Annotated in this window: 25 protein-coding genes; 7 read left to right on the top strand and 18 right to left on the bottom strand. The window is 66.5% G+C overall.

Features of this window, described 5'->3' with window-relative positions:
- Positions 1 to 118: 118 nt before the first annotated feature.
- Positions 119 to 1,102: an aldo/keto reductase gene (locus AB4Y98_RS04905; protein WP_032977300.1), complete on the top strand. Its 984-nt coding sequence runs from the start codon at positions 119 to 121 to the stop codon at positions 1,100 to 1,102.
- Positions 1,103 to 1,183: 81 nt separating this feature from the next.
- Here AB4Y98_RS04905 and AB4Y98_RS04900 read toward each other — a convergent pair whose 3' ends face one another.
- Positions 1,184 to 2,059, bottom strand: a complete 876-nt coding sequence (locus AB4Y98_RS04900; RefSeq protein WP_442243934.1) for a LysR family transcriptional regulator — start codon at positions 2,057 to 2,059, stop codon at positions 1,184 to 1,186.
- Between the two features lie 219 nt (positions 2,060 to 2,278).
- Between AB4Y98_RS04900 and AB4Y98_RS04895 the strand changes: the two genes are divergently transcribed.
- Together AB4Y98_RS04895 and AB4Y98_RS04890 are read left to right on the top strand one after the other, a co-directional pair.
- Positions 2,279 to 2,491: a DUF4287 domain-containing protein gene (locus tag AB4Y98_RS04895; protein ID WP_223494409.1), complete on the top strand. Its 213-nt coding sequence runs from the start codon at positions 2,279 to 2,281 to the stop codon at positions 2,489 to 2,491.
- Positions 2,492 to 2,900: 409 nt separating this feature from the next.
- Positions 2,901 to 3,608, top strand: coding sequence for a YitT family protein (locus AB4Y98_RS04890; protein ID WP_442243886.1), 708 nt, complete (start codon positions 2,901 to 2,903; stop codon positions 3,606 to 3,608).
- 33 nt (positions 3,609 to 3,641) lie between these two features.
- On the opposite strand, the gene AB4Y98_RS04885 is transcribed toward AB4Y98_RS04890, so the two are convergent.
- Positions 3,642 to 4,187 carry a DNA-3-methyladenine glycosylase I gene (locus tag AB4Y98_RS04885; RefSeq protein WP_394196040.1) on the bottom strand — a complete coding sequence of 182 codons (546 nt, stop codon included), beginning with the start codon at positions 4,185 to 4,187 and terminating at the stop codon, positions 3,642 to 3,644.
- Positions 4,184 to 5,995: a DUF4153 domain-containing protein gene (locus AB4Y98_RS04880; RefSeq protein ID WP_394196042.1), complete on the bottom strand. Its 1,812-nt coding sequence runs from the start codon at positions 5,993 to 5,995 to the stop codon at positions 4,184 to 4,186. The genes AB4Y98_RS04885 and AB4Y98_RS04880 overlap by 4 nt, the downstream gene beginning before the upstream one ends.
- Before the next feature lie 81 nt (positions 5,996 to 6,076).
- Between AB4Y98_RS04880 and AB4Y98_RS04875 the strand changes: the two genes are divergently transcribed.
- The 4 genes from AB4Y98_RS04875 to AB4Y98_RS04860 all read left to right on the top strand — a co-directional run bounded on the left by AB4Y98_RS04875 (position 6,077) and on the right by AB4Y98_RS04860 (position 8,901).
- Positions 6,077 to 6,643 (top strand): YqgE/AlgH family protein, encoded by a 567-nt coding sequence (locus AB4Y98_RS04875; RefSeq protein WP_394196044.1) that lies wholly within the window; start codon positions 6,077 to 6,079, stop codon positions 6,641 to 6,643.
- Positions 6,636 to 7,103 (top strand): Holliday junction resolvase RuvX, encoded by a 468-nt coding sequence (ruvX, locus tag AB4Y98_RS04870; protein WP_025874031.1) that lies wholly within the window; start codon positions 6,636 to 6,638, stop codon positions 7,101 to 7,103. The genes AB4Y98_RS04875 and ruvX overlap by 8 nt, the downstream gene beginning before the upstream one ends.
- Positions 7,104 to 7,119: 16 nt before the next feature.
- Complete coding sequence (locus AB4Y98_RS04865; RefSeq protein WP_025874030.1) at positions 7,120 to 8,070, top strand: aspartate carbamoyltransferase catalytic subunit; 951 nt, start codon at positions 7,120 to 7,122, stop codon at positions 8,068 to 8,070.
- A gap of 339 nt (positions 8,071 to 8,409) precedes the next feature.
- The gene (locus AB4Y98_RS04860; RefSeq protein WP_442243884.1) at positions 8,410 to 8,901 is read left to right on the top strand and encodes an REP-associated tyrosine transposase; all 492 of its coding nucleotides are present in this window, start codon (positions 8,410 to 8,412) and stop codon (positions 8,899 to 8,901) included.
- Between the two features lie 54 nt (positions 8,902 to 8,955).
- On the opposite strand, the gene AB4Y98_RS04855 is transcribed toward AB4Y98_RS04860, so the two are convergent.
- From AB4Y98_RS04855 to AB4Y98_RS04785, 15 genes are all read right to left on the bottom strand, one after another.
- On the bottom strand, positions 8,956 to 9,753 hold the full coding sequence (locus tag AB4Y98_RS04855; RefSeq protein WP_442243883.1) for a prolyl oligopeptidase family serine peptidase: 798 nt from the start codon (positions 9,751 to 9,753) through the stop codon (positions 8,956 to 8,958).
- A gap of 70 nt (positions 9,754 to 9,823) precedes the next feature.
- Positions 9,824 to 10,090: a hypothetical protein gene (locus tag AB4Y98_RS04850; protein ID WP_025874027.1), complete on the bottom strand. Its 267-nt coding sequence runs from the start codon at positions 10,088 to 10,090 to the stop codon at positions 9,824 to 9,826.
- 62 nt (positions 10,091 to 10,152) lie between these two features.
- A complete protein-coding gene (gene mgtE, locus AB4Y98_RS04845; protein WP_442243933.1) occupies positions 10,153 to 11,454 on the bottom strand; it encodes a magnesium transporter in 1,302 nt (433 codons plus the stop codon).
- Positions 11,455 to 11,519: 65 nt separating this feature from the next.
- On the bottom strand, positions 11,520 to 13,289 hold the full coding sequence (gene ptsP / locus AB4Y98_RS04840) for a phosphoenolpyruvate--protein phosphotransferase (protein WP_428703436.1): 1,770 nt from the start codon (positions 13,287 to 13,289) through the stop codon (positions 11,520 to 11,522).
- A gap of 2 nt (positions 13,290 to 13,291) precedes the next feature.
- Complete coding sequence (locus AB4Y98_RS04835) at positions 13,292 to 13,561, bottom strand: HPr family phosphocarrier protein (RefSeq protein WP_230113211.1); 270 nt, start codon at positions 13,559 to 13,561, stop codon at positions 13,292 to 13,294.
- The gene (locus tag AB4Y98_RS04830; protein ID WP_089239297.1) at positions 13,554 to 13,946 is read right to left on the bottom strand and encodes a PTS sugar transporter subunit IIA; all 393 of its coding nucleotides are present in this window, start codon (positions 13,944 to 13,946) and stop codon (positions 13,554 to 13,556) included. The genes AB4Y98_RS04835 and AB4Y98_RS04830 overlap by 8 nt, the downstream gene beginning before the upstream one ends.
- A gap of 411 nt (positions 13,947 to 14,357) precedes the next feature.
- Positions 14,358 to 15,242: an RNase adapter RapZ gene (rapZ, locus tag AB4Y98_RS04825; protein WP_312109588.1), complete on the bottom strand. Its 885-nt coding sequence runs from the start codon at positions 15,240 to 15,242 to the stop codon at positions 14,358 to 14,360.
- Between the two features lie 27 nt (positions 15,243 to 15,269).
- Positions 15,270 to 16,220: an HPr(Ser) kinase/phosphatase gene (hprK, locus tag AB4Y98_RS04820; RefSeq protein WP_004147299.1), complete on the bottom strand. Its 951-nt coding sequence runs from the start codon at positions 16,218 to 16,220 to the stop codon at positions 15,270 to 15,272.
- Positions 16,217 to 16,669, bottom strand: a complete 453-nt coding sequence (locus tag AB4Y98_RS04815; protein ID WP_312787177.1) for a PTS sugar transporter subunit IIA — start codon at positions 16,667 to 16,669, stop codon at positions 16,217 to 16,219. Before AB4Y98_RS04815 ends, hprK begins: the two co-directional genes overlap by 4 nt.
- 21 nt (positions 16,670 to 16,690) lie before the next feature.
- Positions 16,691 to 17,008, bottom strand: a complete 318-nt coding sequence (gene hpf, locus AB4Y98_RS04810; protein WP_312109583.1) for a ribosome hibernation-promoting factor, HPF/YfiA family — start codon at positions 17,006 to 17,008, stop codon at positions 16,691 to 16,693.
- A gap of 58 nt (positions 17,009 to 17,066) precedes the next feature.
- Positions 17,067 to 18,506: an RNA polymerase factor sigma-54 gene (locus AB4Y98_RS04805; RefSeq protein ID WP_442243882.1), complete on the bottom strand. Its 1,440-nt coding sequence runs from the start codon at positions 18,504 to 18,506 to the stop codon at positions 17,067 to 17,069.
- Positions 18,507 to 18,546: 40 nt separating this feature from the next.
- Entirely contained in the window at positions 18,547 to 19,266 is a 720-nt protein-coding gene (gene lptB / locus AB4Y98_RS04800) for an LPS export ABC transporter ATP-binding protein (RefSeq protein ID WP_353101484.1), read from the bottom strand.
- Positions 19,266 to 19,790 (bottom strand): lipopolysaccharide transport periplasmic protein LptA, encoded by a 525-nt coding sequence (gene lptA / locus AB4Y98_RS04795; protein WP_025874018.1) that lies wholly within the window; start codon positions 19,788 to 19,790, stop codon positions 19,266 to 19,268. Before lptA ends, lptB begins: the two co-directional genes overlap by 1 nt.
- A 105-nt stretch (positions 19,791 to 19,895) precedes the next feature.
- Positions 19,896 to 20,471, bottom strand: coding sequence for an LPS export ABC transporter periplasmic protein LptC (gene lptC, locus AB4Y98_RS04790; RefSeq protein ID WP_025874017.1), 576 nt, complete (start codon positions 20,469 to 20,471; stop codon positions 19,896 to 19,898).
- Positions 20,468 to 21,016 carry a KdsC family phosphatase gene (locus AB4Y98_RS04785; protein WP_025874016.1) on the bottom strand — a complete coding sequence of 183 codons (549 nt, stop codon included), beginning with the start codon at positions 21,014 to 21,016 and terminating at the stop codon, positions 20,468 to 20,470. The genes lptC and AB4Y98_RS04785 overlap by 4 nt, the downstream gene beginning before the upstream one ends.
- Between the last annotated feature and the right edge of the window lie 5 nt (positions 21,017 to 21,021).

Here is a 21,021-nt window from a genome sequence, read left to right as displayed (position 1 = left end):
GTGCGATGGATGGCAGGAGGGCATTCATGAAATCCAGTCATGACCGACTGCCATCCAGGTCGTTCAATCCGCTGCCCCTGCAGGCGTATCGTCATCGCTCCCCTACTGGAGCACGACGATGCAGACACGTGAACTCGGCCGCAGCGGCCTGAAAGTCTCCGCCCTGGGCCTGGGCTGCATGGGCCTGAGCCACGGCTACGGTCCTGCCGTCGAGCAGAGCCAGGGCATCGCCCTGCTGCACGCCGCGGTCGAACGCGGCGTGACCTTCTTCGACACCGCCGAAGTCTATGGTCCATATACCAACGAAGACCTGCTCGGCAGGGCGCTGGCACCGCACCGCGACAAGCTGGTGATCGCCACCAAGTTCGGCTTCAAGGACGCACAGGTCGACACCGGCCTGGACAGTCGTCCGGAGAACATCCGTGCGGTGGCCGAAGCCAGCCTCAAGCGCCTGCGCACCGACTACATCGACCTGTTCTACCAGCACCGCGTGGATCCGAACGTGCCGATCGAGGATGTGGCCGGCACCGTGCGTGACCTGATCGCCGAGGGCAAGGTGCGCCACTTCGGCTTGTCCGAAGCCAGCGCCGCCACGGTGCGTCGCGCGCATGCCGTGCAACCGGTGGCCGCAGTGCAGAGCGAGTACTCGCTGTGGTGGCGCGAACCGGAACGCGAACTGCTGCCGGCGCTGCAGGAACTCGGCATCGGCTTCGTGCCGTTCAGCCCGCTGGGTCGCGGCTTCCTGACTGGCGCGATCAACGCCGACACCACCTTCGCCGACAACGATTTCCGCAACACCGTGCCACGCTTTGAAGTGGAAGCGCGTCGCGCCAATCAAGCGCTGGTTGACCGCATCACCACGATCGCGGCGGCGCGGGGCGCCACTCCGGCACAGGTCGCGCTGGCCTGGTTGCTGGCGCAGGCACCGTGGATCGTGCCGATTCCGGGTACGACCAAGATCCATCGCCTGGAAGAGAACCTGGCTGCCGCCGACCTGCAGCTGTCGCCGGCCGAACTGGAACGCATCGCGCAGACGCTGCAGGAGATCGCCATCGTCGGCGAGCGCTACAACGCGCAGCGCGCAGCGCAGGCCAAGGGCTGATCGCAGTGGGTGCGGTCTTTCGATCTGTGGTGGGCTCGGACTCTCGTCCTGTGGTGGGTGCGGACCGTTGGTCCGCACGCCTCACCCCACCATCGGCCCGCGCAGCGCATCAAGCACCGTACGCATCGCCACGGTGACATGCCGGCGCGACGGGTAATACGCGTAGTAGCCATCGAAGTGCGGGCACCAGTCATCCAGTGTTGATTGCAGGCGGCCTTCCAGCAGGGCCGCCTGCACCTGGTCTTCGGGCAGCCAGGCCAATCCGCTGCCGGCCAGCGCCGCAGCCCGCGTCATGCCCATGGTGTTGAAGGTCCACTGACCAGAGACGCGGATGCTCAGCTCGTTGCCATCCTGACCGAAATCCCACGGCATCAGGCCGCCATGGGTGGGCAGGCGCAGGGTGATGCAGTTGTGCGCGGCCAGATCGTGCGGATGCACCGGCGCCACGTGCTGGCGGAAGTACGACGGTGCACCCACCACGCGCATGCGCAGCGGCGGACTGATCGGCAGCGCCACCATGTCGCGTGCCAGGCGCTCACCGAGACGGATGCCGATGTCGTAGCGTTCGGCGACGATGTCGGCCAAGCCGTAATCGGTGGTCAGTTCAACCTTCAGGTCCGGGTACTGCTGCAGCAGCGGTGCCAGCCTTGGCCACGCCAGGTACTCGGCGGCGTGGCCGGTGGCATTGATGCGGATGGTGCCTGCGGGCCGCTCGCGGTACTCGGCCAGCGCGGCCAGTTCGTCTTCGATCTCGGCCAGGCGCGGGGCCAGGGTTTCCAGCAGGCGGGCACCGGCCTCGGTGGTGGCGACGCTGCGGGTGGTGCGGGTCAGCAGGCGCACGCCCAGTCGTTCTTCCAGCCCGCGCATGGCGTGACTGAGGGCGGACTGGGAGACGCCAAGCTGGGCAGCGGCCTTGGTCTGCAAGTACGTCCCTGTAAGCTCGGTCGCGCCATCCATGGCGCTCACGCCCCTGCAACCGGACCCACCCCGCCTTCGACAGTTTCCCGGTGCTGTTGGTAGATGCTGTTGGTAGGTGTCGACCTTGGTCGACACGTAGATCCACGCCATGCGTGGATGCGTACCCGGTGGTACCGGCGCTGGTCGGTAAATGCCGATGTCGATTTGTGGTTCCGTGGTTCGTCGAATGGGTACTTTCCAAACAACAGGGAGCAGCACATGAGCAGCGACAGCAAACCCAAGGGCCCGGCGTCCTATTTTCCTTCCATCGAAAAGACCTACGGGCAGCCGGTGACGCATTGGCTGGGGCTGCTGGCCAAACGGCCGGGCTTGAAGCATATGGAGCTGGTCAGCTTCCTGAAATCCGAGCACGGGCTGGGCCATGGCCACGCAAACGCCCTGGTCGCCCACCACCTAGCCACCCGGCGCTGAGACAACCGCTCCACCGAGCGCAGCGACCCGCTTCTGCTCTTCTTTTCTCTTTACGTGGCTGGACGCGCACGGAACCTGTCCGGGGGCCGGGTGGGTGGGCTGTGCAGGGGCGTGAGCCGCATGGGCCCGAGGCATGCCTCGGGCGGGTTGGGCAGGACGCTCAACCCCGGTCTTGTCGTGCGCGCGGGATAGCGCGCACGAGCAAGCGGCGACCGAGCTTACATGGACGTACTTGCAGCGCCCCCTGCACAGCCCACCCGCCCGGCCCACTGCCAGATTCGGAGGTAGTATGCCGCCCAGCCACGAGGGGCTGCGCCGTTCGCCGCAACTCCCAACTGAACGATTTCATCTGCAACTGTCATGCAGATCGTGTCTAATACCGCTCCCCACCCGTAGTGCCCCCACCTGTATGTCCCTCCAATCCCATGGCCCGGCGCCGTGCGACGACGCTGACGGCCACCTGGTCACCGCTGGCCCGCTGACCCCGCCGCCCGATGTTGCCGGCACCCCCGCCGATGAGAAGGCGCTGCGCCACTCGGTCGCCGAGGACGTGCAGGGCATGGTGCTGGCCATGCTCGTGGCTTCACTGGGCCTGGCGATCTTCGCCAAGGGCGGGCTGATGATCGGGGGCATGGCCGGCATGGCGTTCCTGCTGCATTACACGATGGGCTGGAACTTCGGCCTGGTGTTCGTGCTGGTCAACCTGCCGTTCTACTGGGTGGCGGTGCGCCGCATGGGCTGGGAATTCACCCTGAAGACGTTCGCGGCGGTCACCGCCTGCGGCCTGCTGACCGACATCCTGCCGCGCTGGGCCGACTTCTCGCATATCGCGCCGTTGTACTCGGCGCTGGTCGGTGGCGCGCTGTCCGGCCTGGGCATCCTGTTCTTCATCCGCCACCGCGCCAGCCTCGGCGGCATCGGCATCCTGGCGGTGTACCTGCAGCGCACCCGTGGCTGGAGCGCCGGCAAGGTGCAGATGTCCTTCGATGCGTGCCTGATGGTGGCCGCGTTCTTCGTGCTGTCGCCGTCGAAGGTGATGTACTCGGCCATCGGTGCGGTGGTGCTCAGCCTGGTGCTGATGTTCAACCACCGTCCGGGCCGTTACATGGGCGTCTGACGGCTCACGGGCAATGCCGGCCAGCGGCCGGCACTACCGGGCGGATGCCTGCACCCATGGCGGTGCCAGCTTCAGCAGCTTGGCGTGCACCGGGCAGTCCTCGGCATGCGCGCCCGGCAGGTAGCCCAGGCTCATCAGGAACTCGCCGGTGATCTCGCCGCCGGTGAAGCGGAAGGTCTTCTTGAACAGCTTCACCCAGTCAGCTTTATTGCGCGGGTGATGGGCGTCCAGCCACGCGGCGAAGCTGCCGTGGCTCCGGCGCAGCTGCTGGATCACCTGCGCGTTGTGGATCGCGGCCAGCACCTTCAACCGGTTGCGGATGATGCCAGGGTCCGACAACAGGCGCTCGATGTCCTGCTCGGCATAGGCGGCGACGCGATCGACGTCGAAAGCGTCATAGGCCGCGCGGAACCCCTCGCGCTTCTTCAGGATGGTTTCCCAGCTCAGGCCGGCCTGGTTGATCTCCAGCAGCAGGCGCTCGAACAACTCGCGCTCATCGCGCTGCGGGAAACCGTATTCGTTGGCGTGGTAGTACTCGTGCACCGGGTGGCCCGGGGCGATGCGGCAGTATCCGCTCATGGTGTTGCCGCCTCCGCGCGGTCTTTGCTGCGATCAATCTCCAGCTGACCCGCCGTGCCGTCAAGCAGCAGCGTCGGCCAGCGCGGCGGTTGCACGGTCAAGCGGCCATCGCGCAGGGCCTGTGGGGCCTCGTTGGAAGTGCGCTGGTCAACGTCCTGGAAGGAAACATCACCCTCCTTTCTCCAGCCAGCCGGTTCACGCACGTGCAGCTGGCAGCGCGGACCGCTGTACAGGGTGGTCATGCACAGCAGCACGTCGTCTTGGCCATCGCCGTCCAGGTCACGACGCAGGGCGACGCAGCGGTTGTCGCCGATCTTGTCGGCGTCCAGGCAATCGCCCGCGCTCAAGCGCCTATCCAGTACTGCCTGCCACCAGTCATCGGCTGGCGATGCGGTGCCCTTGGCCAGCACGATCCGTGCCTTCAGGCCGGCCAGGTCGCGCACGCCATCGTCGATGTTGTTGTCCCAGCGCGATTCGCGCTTCTGTCGGGCCAGTGCCTGCACGATGATGCTGGAGGCGCGGGTGTCGGCCGCCAAGGATGGCGCCTTCTGCAGCGTGCGCAGCGCCTGCACACCACGGCGGCCCAGCTCGAATCGCAGCTGGTTGGCCGCGTCCGCGGTCATCAGCGCGGGATCGGCGCGCAGGCGCTTCATCTGGCTGGCCAGGGTGATGCGCACCGGGTCGATCACCGGGGAGATGGCCAGCAGTGCAGTGGCCAGTACGGTCCAGCACATCCAGCGGTTGACCGGCTCAAGCCGATGCAGCCAACGGCCCTGCCGGCGCAGTGCGGCGAAGGCGTAGCCGATTGCATAGCCGGCGATCAGTACCGCAACCGCAAAGCCCCAGAAGCGCGAGAGGGTCCAGCCGTACTGGCTGACCCGCAGCGTCATTGCGTACAGCGCCAGGCCGGCGTAGATCGGCAATGCCAGCAGGCTGGCCTCGACCAGCCGGCGCAGCCAGGCCGGGTAGGGCGGGGTGCCGTCGTCGTGCTGGTAGACCGCGTTGGCCAGGCTGATCAGCAGCACCGCCAGCACCAGCAGCAGGCTGGCGGCCGAGCGCGTGGCCCACAACGGCGCCAGCCCGGTGAACGGCAGCGACAGCACGAACAGCACCGCGATGAACGACAGCAACGGCAGCAGGCCGCGGCAGATGGCGAACAGCACTTGGCGGGTGATCTGCATCGCGCGATGCTGGGTGCGCCCGATCAGCACGCCGAAGCCCGCCAGCATGCCGGTGGCCAGGGCGATGAAGGCGTCGCTGCCGAACAGCTCGTGGAAGAAGTCGACCTTGACCATCCGGAACAGCGCTGCCCACAACCACAGCAGCAGCCAGGTCAAGCCGGTGAACACCGCCGCCAGCACCAGCGTGAGTCCGTTCTGCCAGGCACGTTCGAACAGTGCGCCGTAGTCGGCCCGCCAATGACCGGCGTGCAGGCGGAACTGCCACCAAGGCAGGGCAATGAACGTGGCAACCGCCAGGCAGACCGAGAGCGGAACCTGCAGCCCGGCCGCATACAGCGCGGTTTCTCCGCTCAGGTTCCAGGCGGCCCAGGCCGCCAGAGCAAGCACCAGCAGCGAGGCCAGCCCGGCGTGCAGCCACAGGCGCCAGGCCTTCAGATCAATCAGCGTCAAGGCCACCGCGGTGGGCACGGTCAATACCCAGGCATACCAGCAGTAGCGCCAGCCGATGTCCCGGAACGGCCATTGATCGGCCAGTTCCTGGGCGGCGAAAAGCATCAGCCCCTGCAGCAATGCGATCAACACGATCATGCTGCGGGTGGGCCATGACAGCGTTGCGTCCTGCTGCATCGGGTCGTCCTCCTTGCAAGAGCGCCATCCTAGCCCATCCCTTCGCGCCCGCATCCGGTTGCAGCGGTTAGAATGACACCCATGCCAGTAACGCCGACTTCCCTCGCCAATCACCTGCTCGTGGCGCTGCCGTCGCTGATCGACGCCACCTTCGCCCGCACCGTTGCGCTGATCTGCCAGCACGACGAGAACGGGGCAATGGGGGTGCTGGTCAACCAGCCCTCCGAGTACACCCTGGGCGAAGTGTTGGCGCAGATGGACATCGCGACCGGCGATGGCGTCCTGCAGGCGCGTCCGGTGCTCAATGGCGGGCCGGTGCATCCCGAGCGCGGCTTCGTCATCCATGATGATGCGCGCGCGTGGGATTCCAGCCTGATCGTCGGTGACGGCCTGTACCTGACCACCTCGCGTGACATCCTCGAGGCGATGGCGCGCGGCGAAGGCCCGGCCAATGCCGTGGTCACCCTGGGCTGCGCGGGCTGGAGTGCCGGCCAGCTGGAAAGCGAACTGTCCGAAAACAGCTGGCTGACGGTGCCGGCCGACGCCGAACTGGTGTTCCAGCTGCCTCTGGAACAGCGCTGGCAGGGCGCCGCGTCGCGTATTGGCGTCGATCTGTTCCGGCTGACCGATTACAGCGGCCATGTCTGAGCCGGCCCTCATCCGTCGCGATGGCACCGTGCTCGGTTTCGACGTCGGCTCGCGCCGGATCGGTGTGGCGATCGGCAGTGCGTTCGCCGCGCATGCGCGCGCCGTGGCCGTGGTCGATGTTCACGGCAATGGTCCCGACTGGGCGGCGATCGAACGCCTGCTCAAGGAATGGAAGCCCGATGGCCTGGTGGTTGGCGATCCGCTGACCCTGGACGGCCAGGACCAGCCCAACCGCAAGCGCGCGCAGGGCTTTGCCCGCCAGCTGCGGGAACGTTTCAAACTGCCGGTGGTGATGATCGACGAGCGTTCCAGCTCGGTCGAGGCTGCCCGCCGCTTCGCCGTCGAGCGCGCCGAAGGGCGCAAGCGTCGTCGCGATGCGGCCGCCCTCGATGCCGTGGCCGCGGCGGTGATCATCGACCGCTGGTTGTCGTCGCCGGACGACGCCATTCCCATTCCCTGACGATACGAACCCCGCCATGACCGCCCAGCAACTCGATGACTCCGGCCGCCTGCGCCACCTGTTGACGCTTGAAGGTCTTCCCCGCGACACCCTGGTGCAATTGCTCGACCGCGCCGGCCAGATCCGCGATGCCGCGGTGGGCCGCGTCGGCAACAAGCGCCACGTGCTGGGCGGGTCGGCGGTGTGCACCCTGTTCTTCGAACCCTCCACCCGTACCCGCAGCTCGTTCCATCTGGCGGCGCAGCGGTTGGGTGCGGACGTGCTGAATTTCGACGCTTCCACCTCGTCCACGCGCAAGGGCGAAACCGCCTGCGACACGCTGAAGAACCTGGAAGCGATGGGCGTGCGTGGTTTCGTCGTACGCCACCCGGACGACGGCGCCGTGGCAGCGCTGGCTGCCGTGGCGGGCGAGGGCACCGCACTGGTCAATGCCGGCGACGGCCGCAGCTCGCACCCGACCCAGGGCCTGCTGGACATGTTGACCCTGCGCCAGGCCAAGGGCCCGGACTTCTCGAAGATGAAGGTGGTGATCGTCGGCGACGTCAAGCACTCGCGCGTGGCCCGCACCGACCTGCATGCGCTGCGCACGCTGGGCGTGGGCGAGATCCGCGTGTGTGGCCCGCAGTCGCTGCTGCCGGACGACGACACCCTGAAGGGCTGCGTGGTGGGTGATGATTTCGACGCGATGCTGGAAGGCGTCGACGCGCTGATGATGCTGCGTCTGCAGCGCGAGCGCATGGAAGAAGGTCTGGTGCCGTCGCTGGAGCAGTACCACGCGCAGTACGGCCTGAACACCGCACGCCTGGCCCGTGCCGGCAAGGATGCAGCCGTGCTGCACCCGGGCCCGATCAACCGCGGCGTGGAAGTGACCGATGAAGTGGCCGACGGCCCGCAGTCGTGGGTGCTGCGCCAGGTCGCCAACGGCGTCGCCGTACGCATGGCCGTGCTGGAAACCCTGCTGGGTTGATACCCCGCGTCCCGGTTGGGTGGGAATTCACCTTGAACTACCTTGGTGGTGCCGACCGTTGGTCGGCACATGGGGGAATCACCTTGAATTGCCTTGGTGGGTACCGACCGTTGGTCGGCACATAGGGGAATCACCTTGAACTGCCTTGGTGGGTGCCGACCGTTGGTCGGCACATAGGGGAATCACCTCGAACTGCCTCGGTAGGTGCCGACCGTTGGTCGGCACAGAGCAATCAGTCCCGTGAAGCGCTGGGCGCAACCATTGATTGGCTACAGGCCTACCTGCATCGGAGTAGTTGCCCGATAGAAGGGCACTGCCGGTAAGCACACGCTTGTGCCCATGAACCGTGCACGTCTATGCCATGGCCGCCATTCCCGGATCGGGCAATCCTACATCCTGACCACCGTCACTCAGGGGCGTCGACGCTACTTCGACGATGCCACTGCGGCGCAGGTGGTGATGGACGTCGTCCGCCGCATTGATGCTGAAGGCCTGACACACTCACTTGCCTATGTGGTCATGCCGGACCACATCCATTGGCTTGTGGAACTCCGCGCGTTCTCGCTGGATTACATCATGCAACGCTTCAAATCGAGCAGTGCATTGCGGATCAACCGCATGTTCGGCCGATCAGGGCGATTCTGGCAATCGAGCTATCACGATCACGCGATCCGCTCCGATGAATCACTGTACCGGCATGCGATGTACGTGTTGGGGAATCCGATCAGGGCAGGGCTGACCGCGCAGCTTGGTGAATATCCCCATGCGTGGTGTCGATGGGAGATTGAAGGGAGGTTCCAGGCAATTGAACACATTGGATTGGAGAGATAGTGCCGACCAACGGTCGGCACCCACCGACATACGTTTTCCAGCAGGGGCCGTGGTTCAGCGCTTCTGGGCGAACAGCCACGCCCACATCGCCGCGTCGGCGTAGGTGGCATCCCAGGCGTTGTGGTTGCCTTCCGCGTACTCGGTATAGCGCACATCACGCGCGCCGGCGGTCTGGAACGCGGCATGCAGCCGGCGATCATCATCCGGTGGCACCACATCATCCAGCGCGCCGTGGAAGATCCAGATCGGGGTGCGCTGCAACCGTTGCGCGATCACCGCATAGGGATCCGCTTCGTTCGCCACCTGCTCGACGAACAGGGTAGGGCGTACCGCACGTGGTGCCAGCACCGCACCGCAGACCGGCACGATCGCGGCAAAGCGCTTCGGATCGTCCAGCGCGATGTTCCAGCTGCCATAGCCGCCCATCGACATTCCGGTCAGGTACTGCCTTGCCGGGTCAGCGCCGAATTCGGCAATCGTGGCGTCCAGTGCCGCGATCGCCACCCGGTTGTTGCGGCCGCTCCATTCCTCGTTGCCGGGAACCTGCGGAAACACCGCCAGCGCGGGGAAGTCGGCCGCGTGCCGGCGCAGGTACGGGCCCAGGCCTGCGTGGGTCTGCTTCACGCCATCGCCGCCGCGCTCGCCGGAGCCGTGCAGGAACAGCACCACCGGCAGCGGACCAGCTGCGCGCGCGGCAGCGGCTGGAATGAACACCTGGTAGTAGGCGGTCTCGCCGTCCACCTTCACCGCGCGTGCCTCGAAGTGGCCGCGCACACCGGGCGGCGTACTGGCGCACCCGGTCATCATCAGCAGGGCCAGCAGCGGCAGCCAGCGCAGAAGCGGTCGAAGCATGGCGGTTCCCATGATGGCGATGTCGCCTCGATGGTAGTGCGCTGCGGCCGGCCCGGCATCGTGCGCCGCATCACTGCGGGCGCGGGAAGCTGGCGATGATCTCCAACTGCTCTTGGGCTTCGGCATTGCCGCCTGCGGCTGCGGCCTGAACCTGCGCCATGTCCGGGTGCAGCACCACCAGCAGCGGGTTCTCGCACACCGGGCACACGTACTCGGTGGCGTCCTCGTCCAGCTCCATCACCATTGCCCGCGAACTGCCTTTCCATTCGCAGGCCGCACAGGTGTGAAGCTGGTCGCGCCAACCCGGTGCAAAGTAGTTTTCGATCGTCGTTGCCATGGGTTGTTCCAGGTGGAATGGGGTCAGAGCCCCGCGCGGCGGGGATCCGACCCCTGATAGAGTCAGTGCAGCAGGACCATGGTGGCCAGGCCGAGGAAGGTGAAGAAGCCCATCGAGTCGGTCACCGCTGTCAGGAAGATGCCGCTGGCCAGCGCCGGATCGAAGCCGAAGCGCTTCAGGCCCAGGGGCACCAGCACGCCTGCCAGTGCCGCGAACAACAGGTTGCAGGTCAGCGCGATGGCGATCACGGCCGAGAGTCCGGGCGAGTGGAACCAGGCGAGCACGATCAGGCCCAGCACCGAGCCGAGTACCACGCCATTGAGCAGGGCCACCCGCACTTCCTTCCACAGCAGCGTGCGTGCGTTGGAACTGCCGACCTGGCCCAGTGCCAGGCCGCGCACCATCAGCGCCAGTACCTGGGTGCCGGCATTGCCGCCGAGGCCAGCGACGATCGGCATCAACACCGCCAGGGCGACCAGCTTGTCGATGGTGCCCTCGAAGTGGCCGACCACGCTGGAGGCCAGGAAGGCCGTGCACAGATTCACCGACAGCCACATCAAGCGGCGGCGCATCGCGCGCCAGACCGGGCTGAACAGATCCTCGTCCTCGTCCAGGCCGGCGGCGCCCAGCGCCTGGTGCTCGGCCTGGCCACGGATGATGTCGACCACGTCATCGATGGTGATGCGGCCGATCAGGATGTTGTTGTCATCCACCACCGGCGCGGAGATCCAGTCATGGTCGGAGAACTGCCGCGCCACCTCCTGGTCGCTTTCGCCGACATCGATGGCAGGCTGCTCATCGTCGATCAGGCGGTTGATCGGGGTGGTGTCTTCGTGGGTCACCAGCGAGGCCAGCGACACGCGGCCCAGGTACTGGTGACGGCGGCTGACTACGAACAGGTGATCGGTGTGGTCGGGCAGTTCGCCGCGCAGCCGCAGGTAGCGCAGCACCACATCGACGTTGACGTCGGCGCGCACCGTCACCACGTCCGGGTTCATCAAGCGGCCAGCGCTGTCCTCGGGGTAGGACAGCACCTGCTCCAGGCGCTCGCGGTTCTCGCGGTCCATCGACTTGAGGACTTCGTCGATGACCGTGTCCGGCAGGTCTTCGACCAGGTCGGCCAGATCGTCGATGTCGAGGTCTTCGACCGCGGCGATGATCTCGTCCGGGTCCATGTCCGCGAGCAGGCTTTCGCGCACGTCGTCGCCGACGTGGACCAGTACCTCGCCGTCATCTTCCGGATCGACCAGGCCCCAGACGATCTCGCGCTTGCCCGGCGGCAGCGATTCGAGCAGGTTGCCGATCTCGGCCGGCGCCAGAGTATTGACCAGACGGCGTACCGGGCCCAGCCGACCGCTGTCCAGTGCAGCAACATGCCTACCGAAGGCCCATGAGGTTGCCTGCCAGCGGCCGGCACTACCGTCGGGAATCAGGACGCGTCCGCCACAAGCGCCAGCCAGCGCTCGATGCCGCGGCGGTCGCGCATGCCCAGCAGCTTCGGTGCGCGGGCACGCAGGGCCCCCAGATCGGCATCACGGACAGCACGGCGTACTTCCAGCAGGGTGCCCGGGTGCAGGCTGAACTCGGTCAGGCCCAGTGCCAGCAGCAGCGGGGTCATCCGTGCGTCGCCGGCGATTTCGCCGCATACCGCCACCGGAATGCGATGGCGTGCGCCGGTCTCGATCACCATCTGCAACAGGCGCAGCACGGCCGGATGCAGCGGCGAATACAGTTCGCCCAGTGCTTCGTTGTTGCGGTCGGCGGCCAGCAGGTACTGAACCAGATCGTTGGTGCCGATCGACAGGAAGTCGACCAGATCGATGAAGCTCTCCAGCGCCAGCGCGGCGGCGGGTACTTCGATCATCGCGCCCAGTGGCACGTGCTCGGCCACCATGTGGCCCTCGGCGCGCAGTTGCTCGCCCAGTTTCAGCATGCGCCGGCGCACCGCCAGCAGTTCGTCGCGGGTGCTGACCATGGGCACCAGCACGCGCAGCTTGCCGTAGGCCGAGGCACGCAGGATCGCGCGCATCTGGGTGTCGGCCACCTTGGGCCGCGCCAGCGACAGGCGCACGCCGCGCAGGCCCAGCGCCGGGTTTTCCTCGTTGCTCAGGGTCAGGCCGGTGCGGTCAGCCTTGTCTGCACCCAGGTCGAGGGTGCGGATGGTCACCGGCCGGCCACTCATGCCCAGCGCCGCATCGCGGTAGGTCTGGAACTGTTCTTCTTCGTCCGGCAGCTCGTTGCGCTGCAGGAACAGGAATTCGGTGCGGTACAGGCCCAGGCCGTGGGCGCCCAGCGCATGTGCCTGGGTCACATCTTCCAGCGATTCGGCGTTGGCCAGCAGTGCGATGTCGACCTGGTCGCGGGTACGGCTGGGCTTGCTGCGCAGGCGGCCGAGCTCGCGCTGCTCGCGTGCGTGCTCCTTCAGGCGCGCCCGGTAATCACGCAGGTTGTCGGCCTGCGGGTTCACTGTGATGCTGCCGTCGGCGCCATCGATGATCAGCACGTCGCCGTCGAGCACCTTGTTCAGCAGCTGCGGCACGCTGACGATCAACGGCAGGTGCAGGCTGCGGGCAAGGATCGCACTGTGCGAAAGCGCGCTGCCAGCGCTGGTGACGATGCCGACCACACCGTGCGATTGCAGCTGGGCCAGCTCGGAAGGGGCGATGTTGTCGCAGACCAGGATTTCGCCGGCCAGGCCCTTCACCGCTGCGGGCCGCTCGGGCTGCAGGAAGGCATGTATGCGCCCGATCACATGGTCGAGGTCGTCCATGCGGCTCTTCAGGTAGGCATCGTCCATGCCGTCGAAGACTTTGGCCAGGCGGTCGCGCTGCAGGCGCAGCGCGTAGCCGGCACTGTAGGGTCCACTGCGGATCAGTTCGTCCAGGCCGAACAGCAGTTCGGGATCGTCCAGCAGCAGTGCATGCAGGTCGAGGAACTCGCCCACTTCCTGGTTCAGCGCGCCATGCAGGCGCTGGCGCAGCTCGTGCATCTCCGTGCGCGCCGCGTCCACGGCGCGATGCAGGCGTGCCAGCTCGGATTCAACCTGGGAGGGGGCGACGCGCTGTTCGGCTACTTCCAGTGCATGCGGCAGGCGCACGCGGGCGCGGCCCATCGCAGTACCTCGGGCGGCGCCGTGTCCGGCCAGCAGCTGTACCGGCCGTTGGCCGGTGGGGGCTTGGCCGGCGCGCGCGCGCGGCACGCTCAGTTGTCCTCGTCGAAGCGACGCTCGAACAGCTCAACCACCGCGTCCATCGCGGCGACTTCGTCTTCGCCGTTGATGCGGATGGTGACCGGCGTGCCTTGCCCAGCCGCCAGCAGCATCACGCCCATGATGCTCTTGGCGTTGATTTCACGGCCCTTGGCGGCCATGGTCACGTTGCAGCGGAACGGCGCCAGGGTCTGCACCAGCTTGGCGGTGGCCCGGGCATGCAGGCCCAGGCGGTTGCTCACAATGAGTTCTCGTTCAAGCATCGTCGACTATCGCTCCATTACGGGTGCCCGCCGCCGCAGTGGCAGGCAGTTGATCCAGTCCCTGTTCCGGATAATTCATCACCCGCAGCAACATCGGCAGACTCAGCGCCGACACCCGGCGAACCGGGGTCCCCAACCGGGCCAGCTGCCCGGCAAGGTTGGCGGGGCTGGCACCGTACAGGTCGGTCAGGATCAGCACGCCCTCACCCCCATCGACCCGCCGCAGAGCGGCCGAGGCGAGCGGGAGCAGAGCATCCAGGTCTGCGTCGAACGGTACTTCGAAAGCTTCGGTCTTCAGCGGCAACTGCCGCAGAAGCCGGGTCGCCACGTCGAGCAGGGCGATCCCGACCCCAGGATGTGTTACGAGGAGAATGCCACAGGTCATTACTGCACGTTAACAGGTCAAGGTGAATTGGCGATAGCAGCAGGAGAGGGGCACTGTGTCCCGTATTCAGCGTTGTTCGGGTCAGAGCCCTTTTCCGTTGAAAAAGGGACCCGACCCCATCCGTTTTTTCGATGCCTGACAGAGATTCATCCACGCATGGCGTGGATCTACCGTGTCTACCAAGGTCGACACCCACCAACAGCCAAACGACGATGCGCCGCTATCTGTCGAAGGCGGGGCGGGTCCGGTTGCGGGGGTGTCCGCGGCATGGATGCCGCGGCCAAGCCCCCATGGATGGGTTTACGGCGTCCCCCGCAACCGGACCCACCCCGCCATCCCACGTAATCCGGCTCTTGCCGTTGACGTTGCCGTGGTTTCTGCGGGTGCTGGGCGCAGCCCGGCCGACCCCCCTCAATCCTGCTCGCGGTGGTACGTCGCCACGTCTTCCCAGCCCATCTCACGCGCATGGCGAGCCAGGCGTTCGGCCAGGAACACCGAGCGGTGCTTGCCACCGGTGCAGCCGAAGGCCACCGTCACATAGCTGCGGGTGCCGTCACCCAGCTTGGGCAGCCAGGTATCCAGGAAATCCATCAACTGCGACAGGTAGCGCTGCACATCCGGCTGTGCTTCCAGGTAGTCGCGCACGCCGGGTTCGCGGCCGCTCAACGCACGCAGTTCCGGATCCCAATGCGGGTTGGGCAGCACGCGCGCGTCGAACACGAAATCGGCCTCGGCCGGCACGCCACGCTTATAGGCGAACGATTCGAACAGCAGCGACAGGCGGGTGGCATGGCCCATCGCGAATTCGGTGATGATGCGGCGGCGCAGCTGATGCACGTTCAACGCACTGGTATCGATCACCGCATCGGCTTCGCGGCGCAGCGGCGCGATCAGTTCGCGCTCGCGGGCGATCGCTTCCGGCAGCGACAGGCCCAGCTGGCTCAGCGGGTGCCGGCGGCGGGTGTCGGCGTAGCGCTTGAGCACCGTTTCATCGCTGGCCTCGAAAAACAGCACCTTGGCGTCCACCCCGGCATCGGTGGCCAGCTGCCGCCAGCTGGACAACTGGGTCAGGTCGCTCTGCCCACGCACGTCGATGCCTACAGCCAACCGGCGCGATGCCGCGCCGTCGTGGTGGCTCAGCACATTGCGCACGAAATCCGGCAGCAGCTGGATCGGCAGGTTGTCCGAGCAGTAGTAGTCCTGGTCCTCGAAGGTCTTCAGGGCGACGGATTTACCCGAGCCGGACAGGCCACTGACGATGATCAGGGTCGGGGCGGTGGGAATGACGGTGCTCATGGACGGGCTCTTCGAAGGACAGGGGGGTCAGGGCGTTCGCCGTTCCAGCAGGTTGCTGTGGCGGGCGATGAACATTGCCGCTGGGTCGATACCCTTGGTACGCAGAATGTGCAGGCGGGTGGCCGCCTCGGTCAGAACGGCAAGGTTGCGGCCGGGCATCACCGGCAGGGTGATCAGCGGCACGTCCAGGTCCAGCACGTGGCGCGTGCCCGAGTCACCGGTCAGGCGCTCGTAACCATGGGGGGTGGGCTCGGTCATCGGCTTGGTCAGGTGGACGATCAGCCGAAGGTACTTGTTCTTCTTTACAGCGGTGTCGCCGAACATCTCGCGCACGTTCAGCACGCCCAGGCCGCGCACTTCCAGCAGGTCCTGCAGCAGTTCCGGGCAGGTGCCATCGAGCACGTCGGGGGCGATCTGGGTGAACTCGGGGGCATCGTCGGCCACCAGGCGGTGACCGCGGCTGAGCAGTTCCAGGGCCAGCTCGCTCTTGCCTGATCCCGCTTCACCGGTGATCAGCACGCCGATGGAGTAGATCTCCATGAACACGCCATGCAGGATCACCCGCGGCGCCAGCGTCCGGGCCAGGTGGTAGGACAGATGGTTGAGCAGTTCGTGGCCGCGCTTGGGTGACAACCACAGCGGCGTGCCGGATTCATCGGCGGCCGCGCGCAGGTCTTCCGGGCACGGCTGGTTGCGGGTAAGCACCAGCGCCAGCGGATGCGACTGCATGATCTTTTCGATGGTTTCCCAGCGCTGGCGTGGTTCCAGCGCGTCCAGCCAGGACAGTTCCTCGGTACCGAGGATCTGCACCTTGTTGGGATAGATTGCATTGAGATAGCCGGCCAGCGAAGGGCGTCGCGAGACCGTATTGCCGGCCTCCAGCTCGCGCTTCTCACCGGATTTGCCCGCTGCCCAACGCAGGCCGAGCCGCTCACGCTGCTGTTCGAACAGTTCGCGGGCAGTGATGCTGGTATTCATGCGGCGCTCGCCGGTGGGGTCAGGTCCAGGGCCTGGCGCAGCTCCCGTGCATCGCCGGCCTCGCGCAGCGCCTGGCGGATGCAGGGCGCGGAAAACAGCTCGGCCAGCTCGGACAGCAGCATCAGGTGTTGATGGGTGTAGTGGGCGGGAACGGCCATGGCGAACACCAGGTCCACCGGCTCGTCGCCACCGAAATCGACCGGGGCCTGCAGGCGCAGCAGCGCGCCACGGGGGCGATCCAGGGTCGGCGCACGACCATGCGGGATGGCGATGCCGTAGCCGATCGCGGTACTGCCCAACGCTTCGCGCTGGCACAGGTTGAGATAGATCTGTTCGGCGTTGGCCTGGCGGCAGGCCAGCAATCCGGCCGCGGCCTGCAGGACGCTGTCGCGGTCGGTGGCCGTGCAGAGCTGGGTCTGCACGGCCGCCAGGAGGTCAGTCAGGGGCATGTCTGCGGGGAGCGGTGGCGATCAGCCACCATTGTCGCCCACCGGCAGCGGTGCGTGCTGCTGTTTTTTCTCCTTGTGCTTGATCACCAGGCGGTCAAGCTTGTCCGCCAGCAGGTCGATCGCCGCATACATGGTCTGCGCATTGGCTTCAGCGTGCAGGGTCTGACCCGGAATATTGAGGCTGGCATCGACGTGGTGCTCAGTCTTCTGCAGCTTGAGCGTCACCCGCGCTTCGCAGTGCTGGTCGAAGTGTTTGCCGACCCGGGCCAGCTTCTCCTCTACATAGGACTGCAGGGCCGGGGTGACTTCGACATCTTTGCCAAACGTTTCGATGCGCATCGGGTTTCTCCTTTGATCGGAAGTGCCAATGAACCTCTCCGCCGGGCGCGGCGGCGCGTCAAACGATTCTGACTCTTTCGTGCGAGGCGGAGATGTTCATGGCCTCACGATACTTCGCCACGGTGCGCCGCGCTACTGGGATTCCCGATGTTTTGAGCAGGTCAGCCAGCTTGGCGTCAGAAAGCGGCTTGCGTGGGTTCTCGTCATCGATCAGGCGCCGGATCATGGCCTGGATGGCGGTGCTGGACGCTTCGCCACCGCCGTCGGTGTCGATGCCCGAGGCGAAGAAGGCGCGCAGCGGCAGGGTGCCGCGTGGCGTACGCACATGTTTGCGGGCGATCGCGCGCGATACGGTGGATTCGTGCAGGCCCAGTTCGCCGGCGATCTCGCGCAGGGTCAGCGGGCGCAGTGCCTGTTCGCCGAATTCAAGGAAGCCCGCCTGCTGCTGGATCAGGCTGCGCACCACCCGCAGCATCGTCTCGCCACGCGCCTGCAGGCCCTTCAGCAGCCAGCGCGCTTCCTGCAGCTGGCCGCGCAGATAACCGGCATCGGCGTCACCGCAGTGACGGATCATCTGCTCGTAACCGCGGTGGATCACCAGCTTGGGGCCGGCATGGGCGGCCAGCGCGGCGCGCCAGATGCCGTTCTGCCGCCATACGACCACGTCGGGTACCACGTAGGTATCCTGGGCGAGCGGGGCGATCTGGGTGCCGGGGCGAGGGTCCAGCGAGCGCAGCAGGGCCACGGCCGTCTCGACCTCGGCCAACGGCTGCTTCAGCTGCTGGGCCAGGCCCGTCACGCCGCTGCGTGGCAGCTGTTCCAGTGGGCCGGCGGCGACCTGCCGCGCCAGGGCCAGGCAGGGGGTGTCGACAGGAAGCACGTCCAGCTGCAGTTGCAGGCATTCGCCAAGGCTGCGTGCGGCCACGCCAACGGGGTCGAAGCGCTGGATCTGGTGCAGCACGGTCAGGATTTCGTCTTCACCGGCGTGGATCGCCGGCAACAGCGCTTCGGCGATGGCCGAGAGCGGCTCGCGCAGATAGCCGTCGTCTTCCAATGAATCGATCAGCGCGGCACCGATGCTGCGGTCGCGCTTGGACAGGTGGGTCAGGTGCAGCTGCCACAGCAGGTGGTCGGCCAGGGTTTCGGTTTCGGCAACGCGTTCGGCGGCACTGCCGTTGTCGTCGTCGTCATCGAAACTACCGCCGCTGCCGCCACTGCTCCAGTCCAGTTCGGCGGGCGCCCAGTCGTCGCCGCTGCTTTCAGCGTTGTCGGGCGGGGCGTCATTGTCGCCGCCCGCGTCGTCGCTGCTGGCGTCTTTGTCGACACCGGCGCCTTCGTCGCTGCTGTCGGACCAGTCCAGCAGTGGATTGCTCTCCACCGCCTGGGCGATTTCCAGCTCCAGCTCGGTCGTGGACATCTGCAGCAGCTTGATCGCCTGCTGCAGCTGGGGCGTAAGCACCAGCTGCTGTCCCAACGATGTCTGCAGCCGAGTCTTCATGCCTGTGCCGAACGGAAGGGAGAGGGCCCGGCGGCCGCGGTTACAGCTTGAAGGAATCCCCAAGGTAGACGCGGCGCACGTCGGCGTTGTCCAGGATCGCCTCCGGCGAGCCCTGGGCCAATACGGTGCCCTCTGCGAGGATATACGCGCGGTCGCAGATTCCCAAGGTCTCGCGCACGTTGTGGTCGGTGATCAGCACACCAATGCCGCGTTGCTTGAGATGGGTGACGATGCGCTGGATTTCGCCGACCGAGATCGGGTCCACACCAGCGAAGGGTTCGTCGAGCAGGATCAGGCGCGGCTTGGCGGCCAGTGCACGCGCGATCTCGCAACGACGACGCTCACCACCGGACAGGCTGGCGCCGAGCTGTTCGGACACGTGTCCCAGCTGCAGTTCGTCGAGCAGGCTGTTCAGTTCGCGCTCGCGGCCGGTCGAATCCAGGTCCTCGCGCAGTTCCAGCACCAGACGCAGGTTGTCGGCCACGGTCAGCTTGCGGAACACCGACGGTTCCTGCGGCAGGTAACCCACACCCTGCTTGGCGCGGGTGTACATCGGGTCGCCGGTGATGTCCTTGCCGTCCAGCACGATGCTGCCGGCATCGGCACCGACCAGGCCGACGATCATGTAGAAGCAGGTGGTCTTGCCGGCACCGTTGGGACCCAGCAGGCCGACCACTTCACCGGCATCCAGAGTCAGCCCGAAGTCCTTGACGACTTCGCGCTGCTTGTAGCGTTTGCGCAGGCCAGTAGCGACGAGCATTACTTCTTGCCTCCCGCCGGGGCCGGGGCGGCAGCAGGCGTCTTGTTCTTCGGCGGAATCACGGTGCGCACGCGGCTGCCATCGCCGCCGGAGTTCATCTCACCGCTGCGGGTGTTGTAGACCATGCGCTGGCCAGCATTGGTGCCGCGCGCGCTGGTGACCTTGTAGTTGCCGGTCAGGGTGATGATCTCGGTGGTGATGTCGTAGTCGATCCGGTCGGCCACCGCATCCATCCAGGTGCCATCGTCGAGCTGCTGCTTCATCTTGGCCTGCTTGCCGGTGAACACCGCACGCACGGCTTCGCCGCCCTTGAGGTAGATCTCCGCTTCGGACGAGCGCAGGTCCAGGGTGCCCTGGGTGATGATCACGCCACCGGACAGCACGGTCTTGCCATCACCGGTGAGGGTGCCGGACTGCGCACCGGAATCAATGTTCATCGCTTCGTTGCGGTCCGTCGACTTGGCAAAGGCGACAGCGGGGACAAGAAGACTGAGTGCGAGCACGGCTGCAAAGGGAATCTTCATCGGGGTCCGTTCTACCGGTGGTGGCCCTCCGGCGGGACCGGGGGCGGCGGGTGGGGGCTGCCGGCTTCGCGCCTGTCGGGAAGACGTCGCGGGCGGGCGGCGGAATCAGCGCTTGGGCGTGTAACGGCCCTTGGACTGGCTGAGGAAATGATACGTGTTGTTCTTCGAATCCACCTCGAACCCGACACCGGACTGCTCCATGCCGGGCCGGGTCATGGTCACCAGGGCATCGGTGCGGGCGCGATTGTCCTTCGGGAACACGTCCAGGTGGTCGGTGCGGAAGGTGGTCGGGACCACGCCCGGGCCGGCCGGGCTGTCGCCGGCGACGTTGCCACGCAGCTTCATCTCGTCGCCCTTGGCACTGAGCCAGCCGGTCTGGGCGCGCAGCGTCCAGTGCTTGCCGTCCTTGTCGGGCATTTCGAACAGCGGGGTGGTGATGTTGAGCGTCTGGTCGCCACGCTGGCGTTCCAGCAGGGGCGCGCGCAGAGTGGTCGATTCCTTGCCATGTTCGTCCAGGGCGACGATCTGGAAGTCGTGCAGGATGTAGTCCACACCGGCGTCCTGGCCTTCGACGGCAGGTGCCTTTTCACGGTTGCGCAGCGCTGCCCAACTGCTCAGCAGGGCAGCCAGCAGCAGGCCGACGCCGAGGATCATCCGCCAGTTCAGGGTGGGGGCATTCATGCGCCGAACCTCGCCAGCACGGCGTCCACGCGGCCCTGCGCGGCCAGCAGCACGTCGCACAGCTCGCGCGCGGCACCACGGCCACCGTCAGCACGGGTGATCCAGTGCACGCGCTCGGCGATCCACGGATGGGCATTGGCCGGAGCCACCGCCAAGCCGACCGCTCCCAGCGGCGCCAGGTCGGGCAGGTCGTCACCCATGAAGGCCACCTGCTCCAGGCCGATGCCGTGCTGGGCGCACAGCGCCTGCACGCTGGCCAGCTTGTCGCCGACGGCAATCTGGGTGTCGATGCCCAGGTCGGCGCCGCGCTTGAGCGCGGACTGGCTGTTGCGCGCGGTGATCAGCACGGGGTGGATACCGTGCTGCTGCAGCAGTTTCAGGCCCAGGCCATCCTGCACGAAGTACGCCTTGCTCTCGTTGCCATCCTTGTCGTAGTACAGCCGACCATCGGTGAGGGTGCCGTCCACGTCGAAGCAGGCCAAGCGGATACCGGCCGCAACGGCATGCAGGTGGGCGGGGAAGGCGGGCAGGGGGGACCAGGGCATCAGGG

Origin of the sequence: Stenotrophomonas sp. 2YAF26, from assembly GCF_052114625.1 — a bacterium.
GTDB lineage: Bacteria > Pseudomonadota > Gammaproteobacteria > Xanthomonadales > Xanthomonadaceae > Stenotrophomonas > Stenotrophomonas indicatrix.
This window is presented reverse-complemented; position numbering and strand designations above follow the sequence as displayed.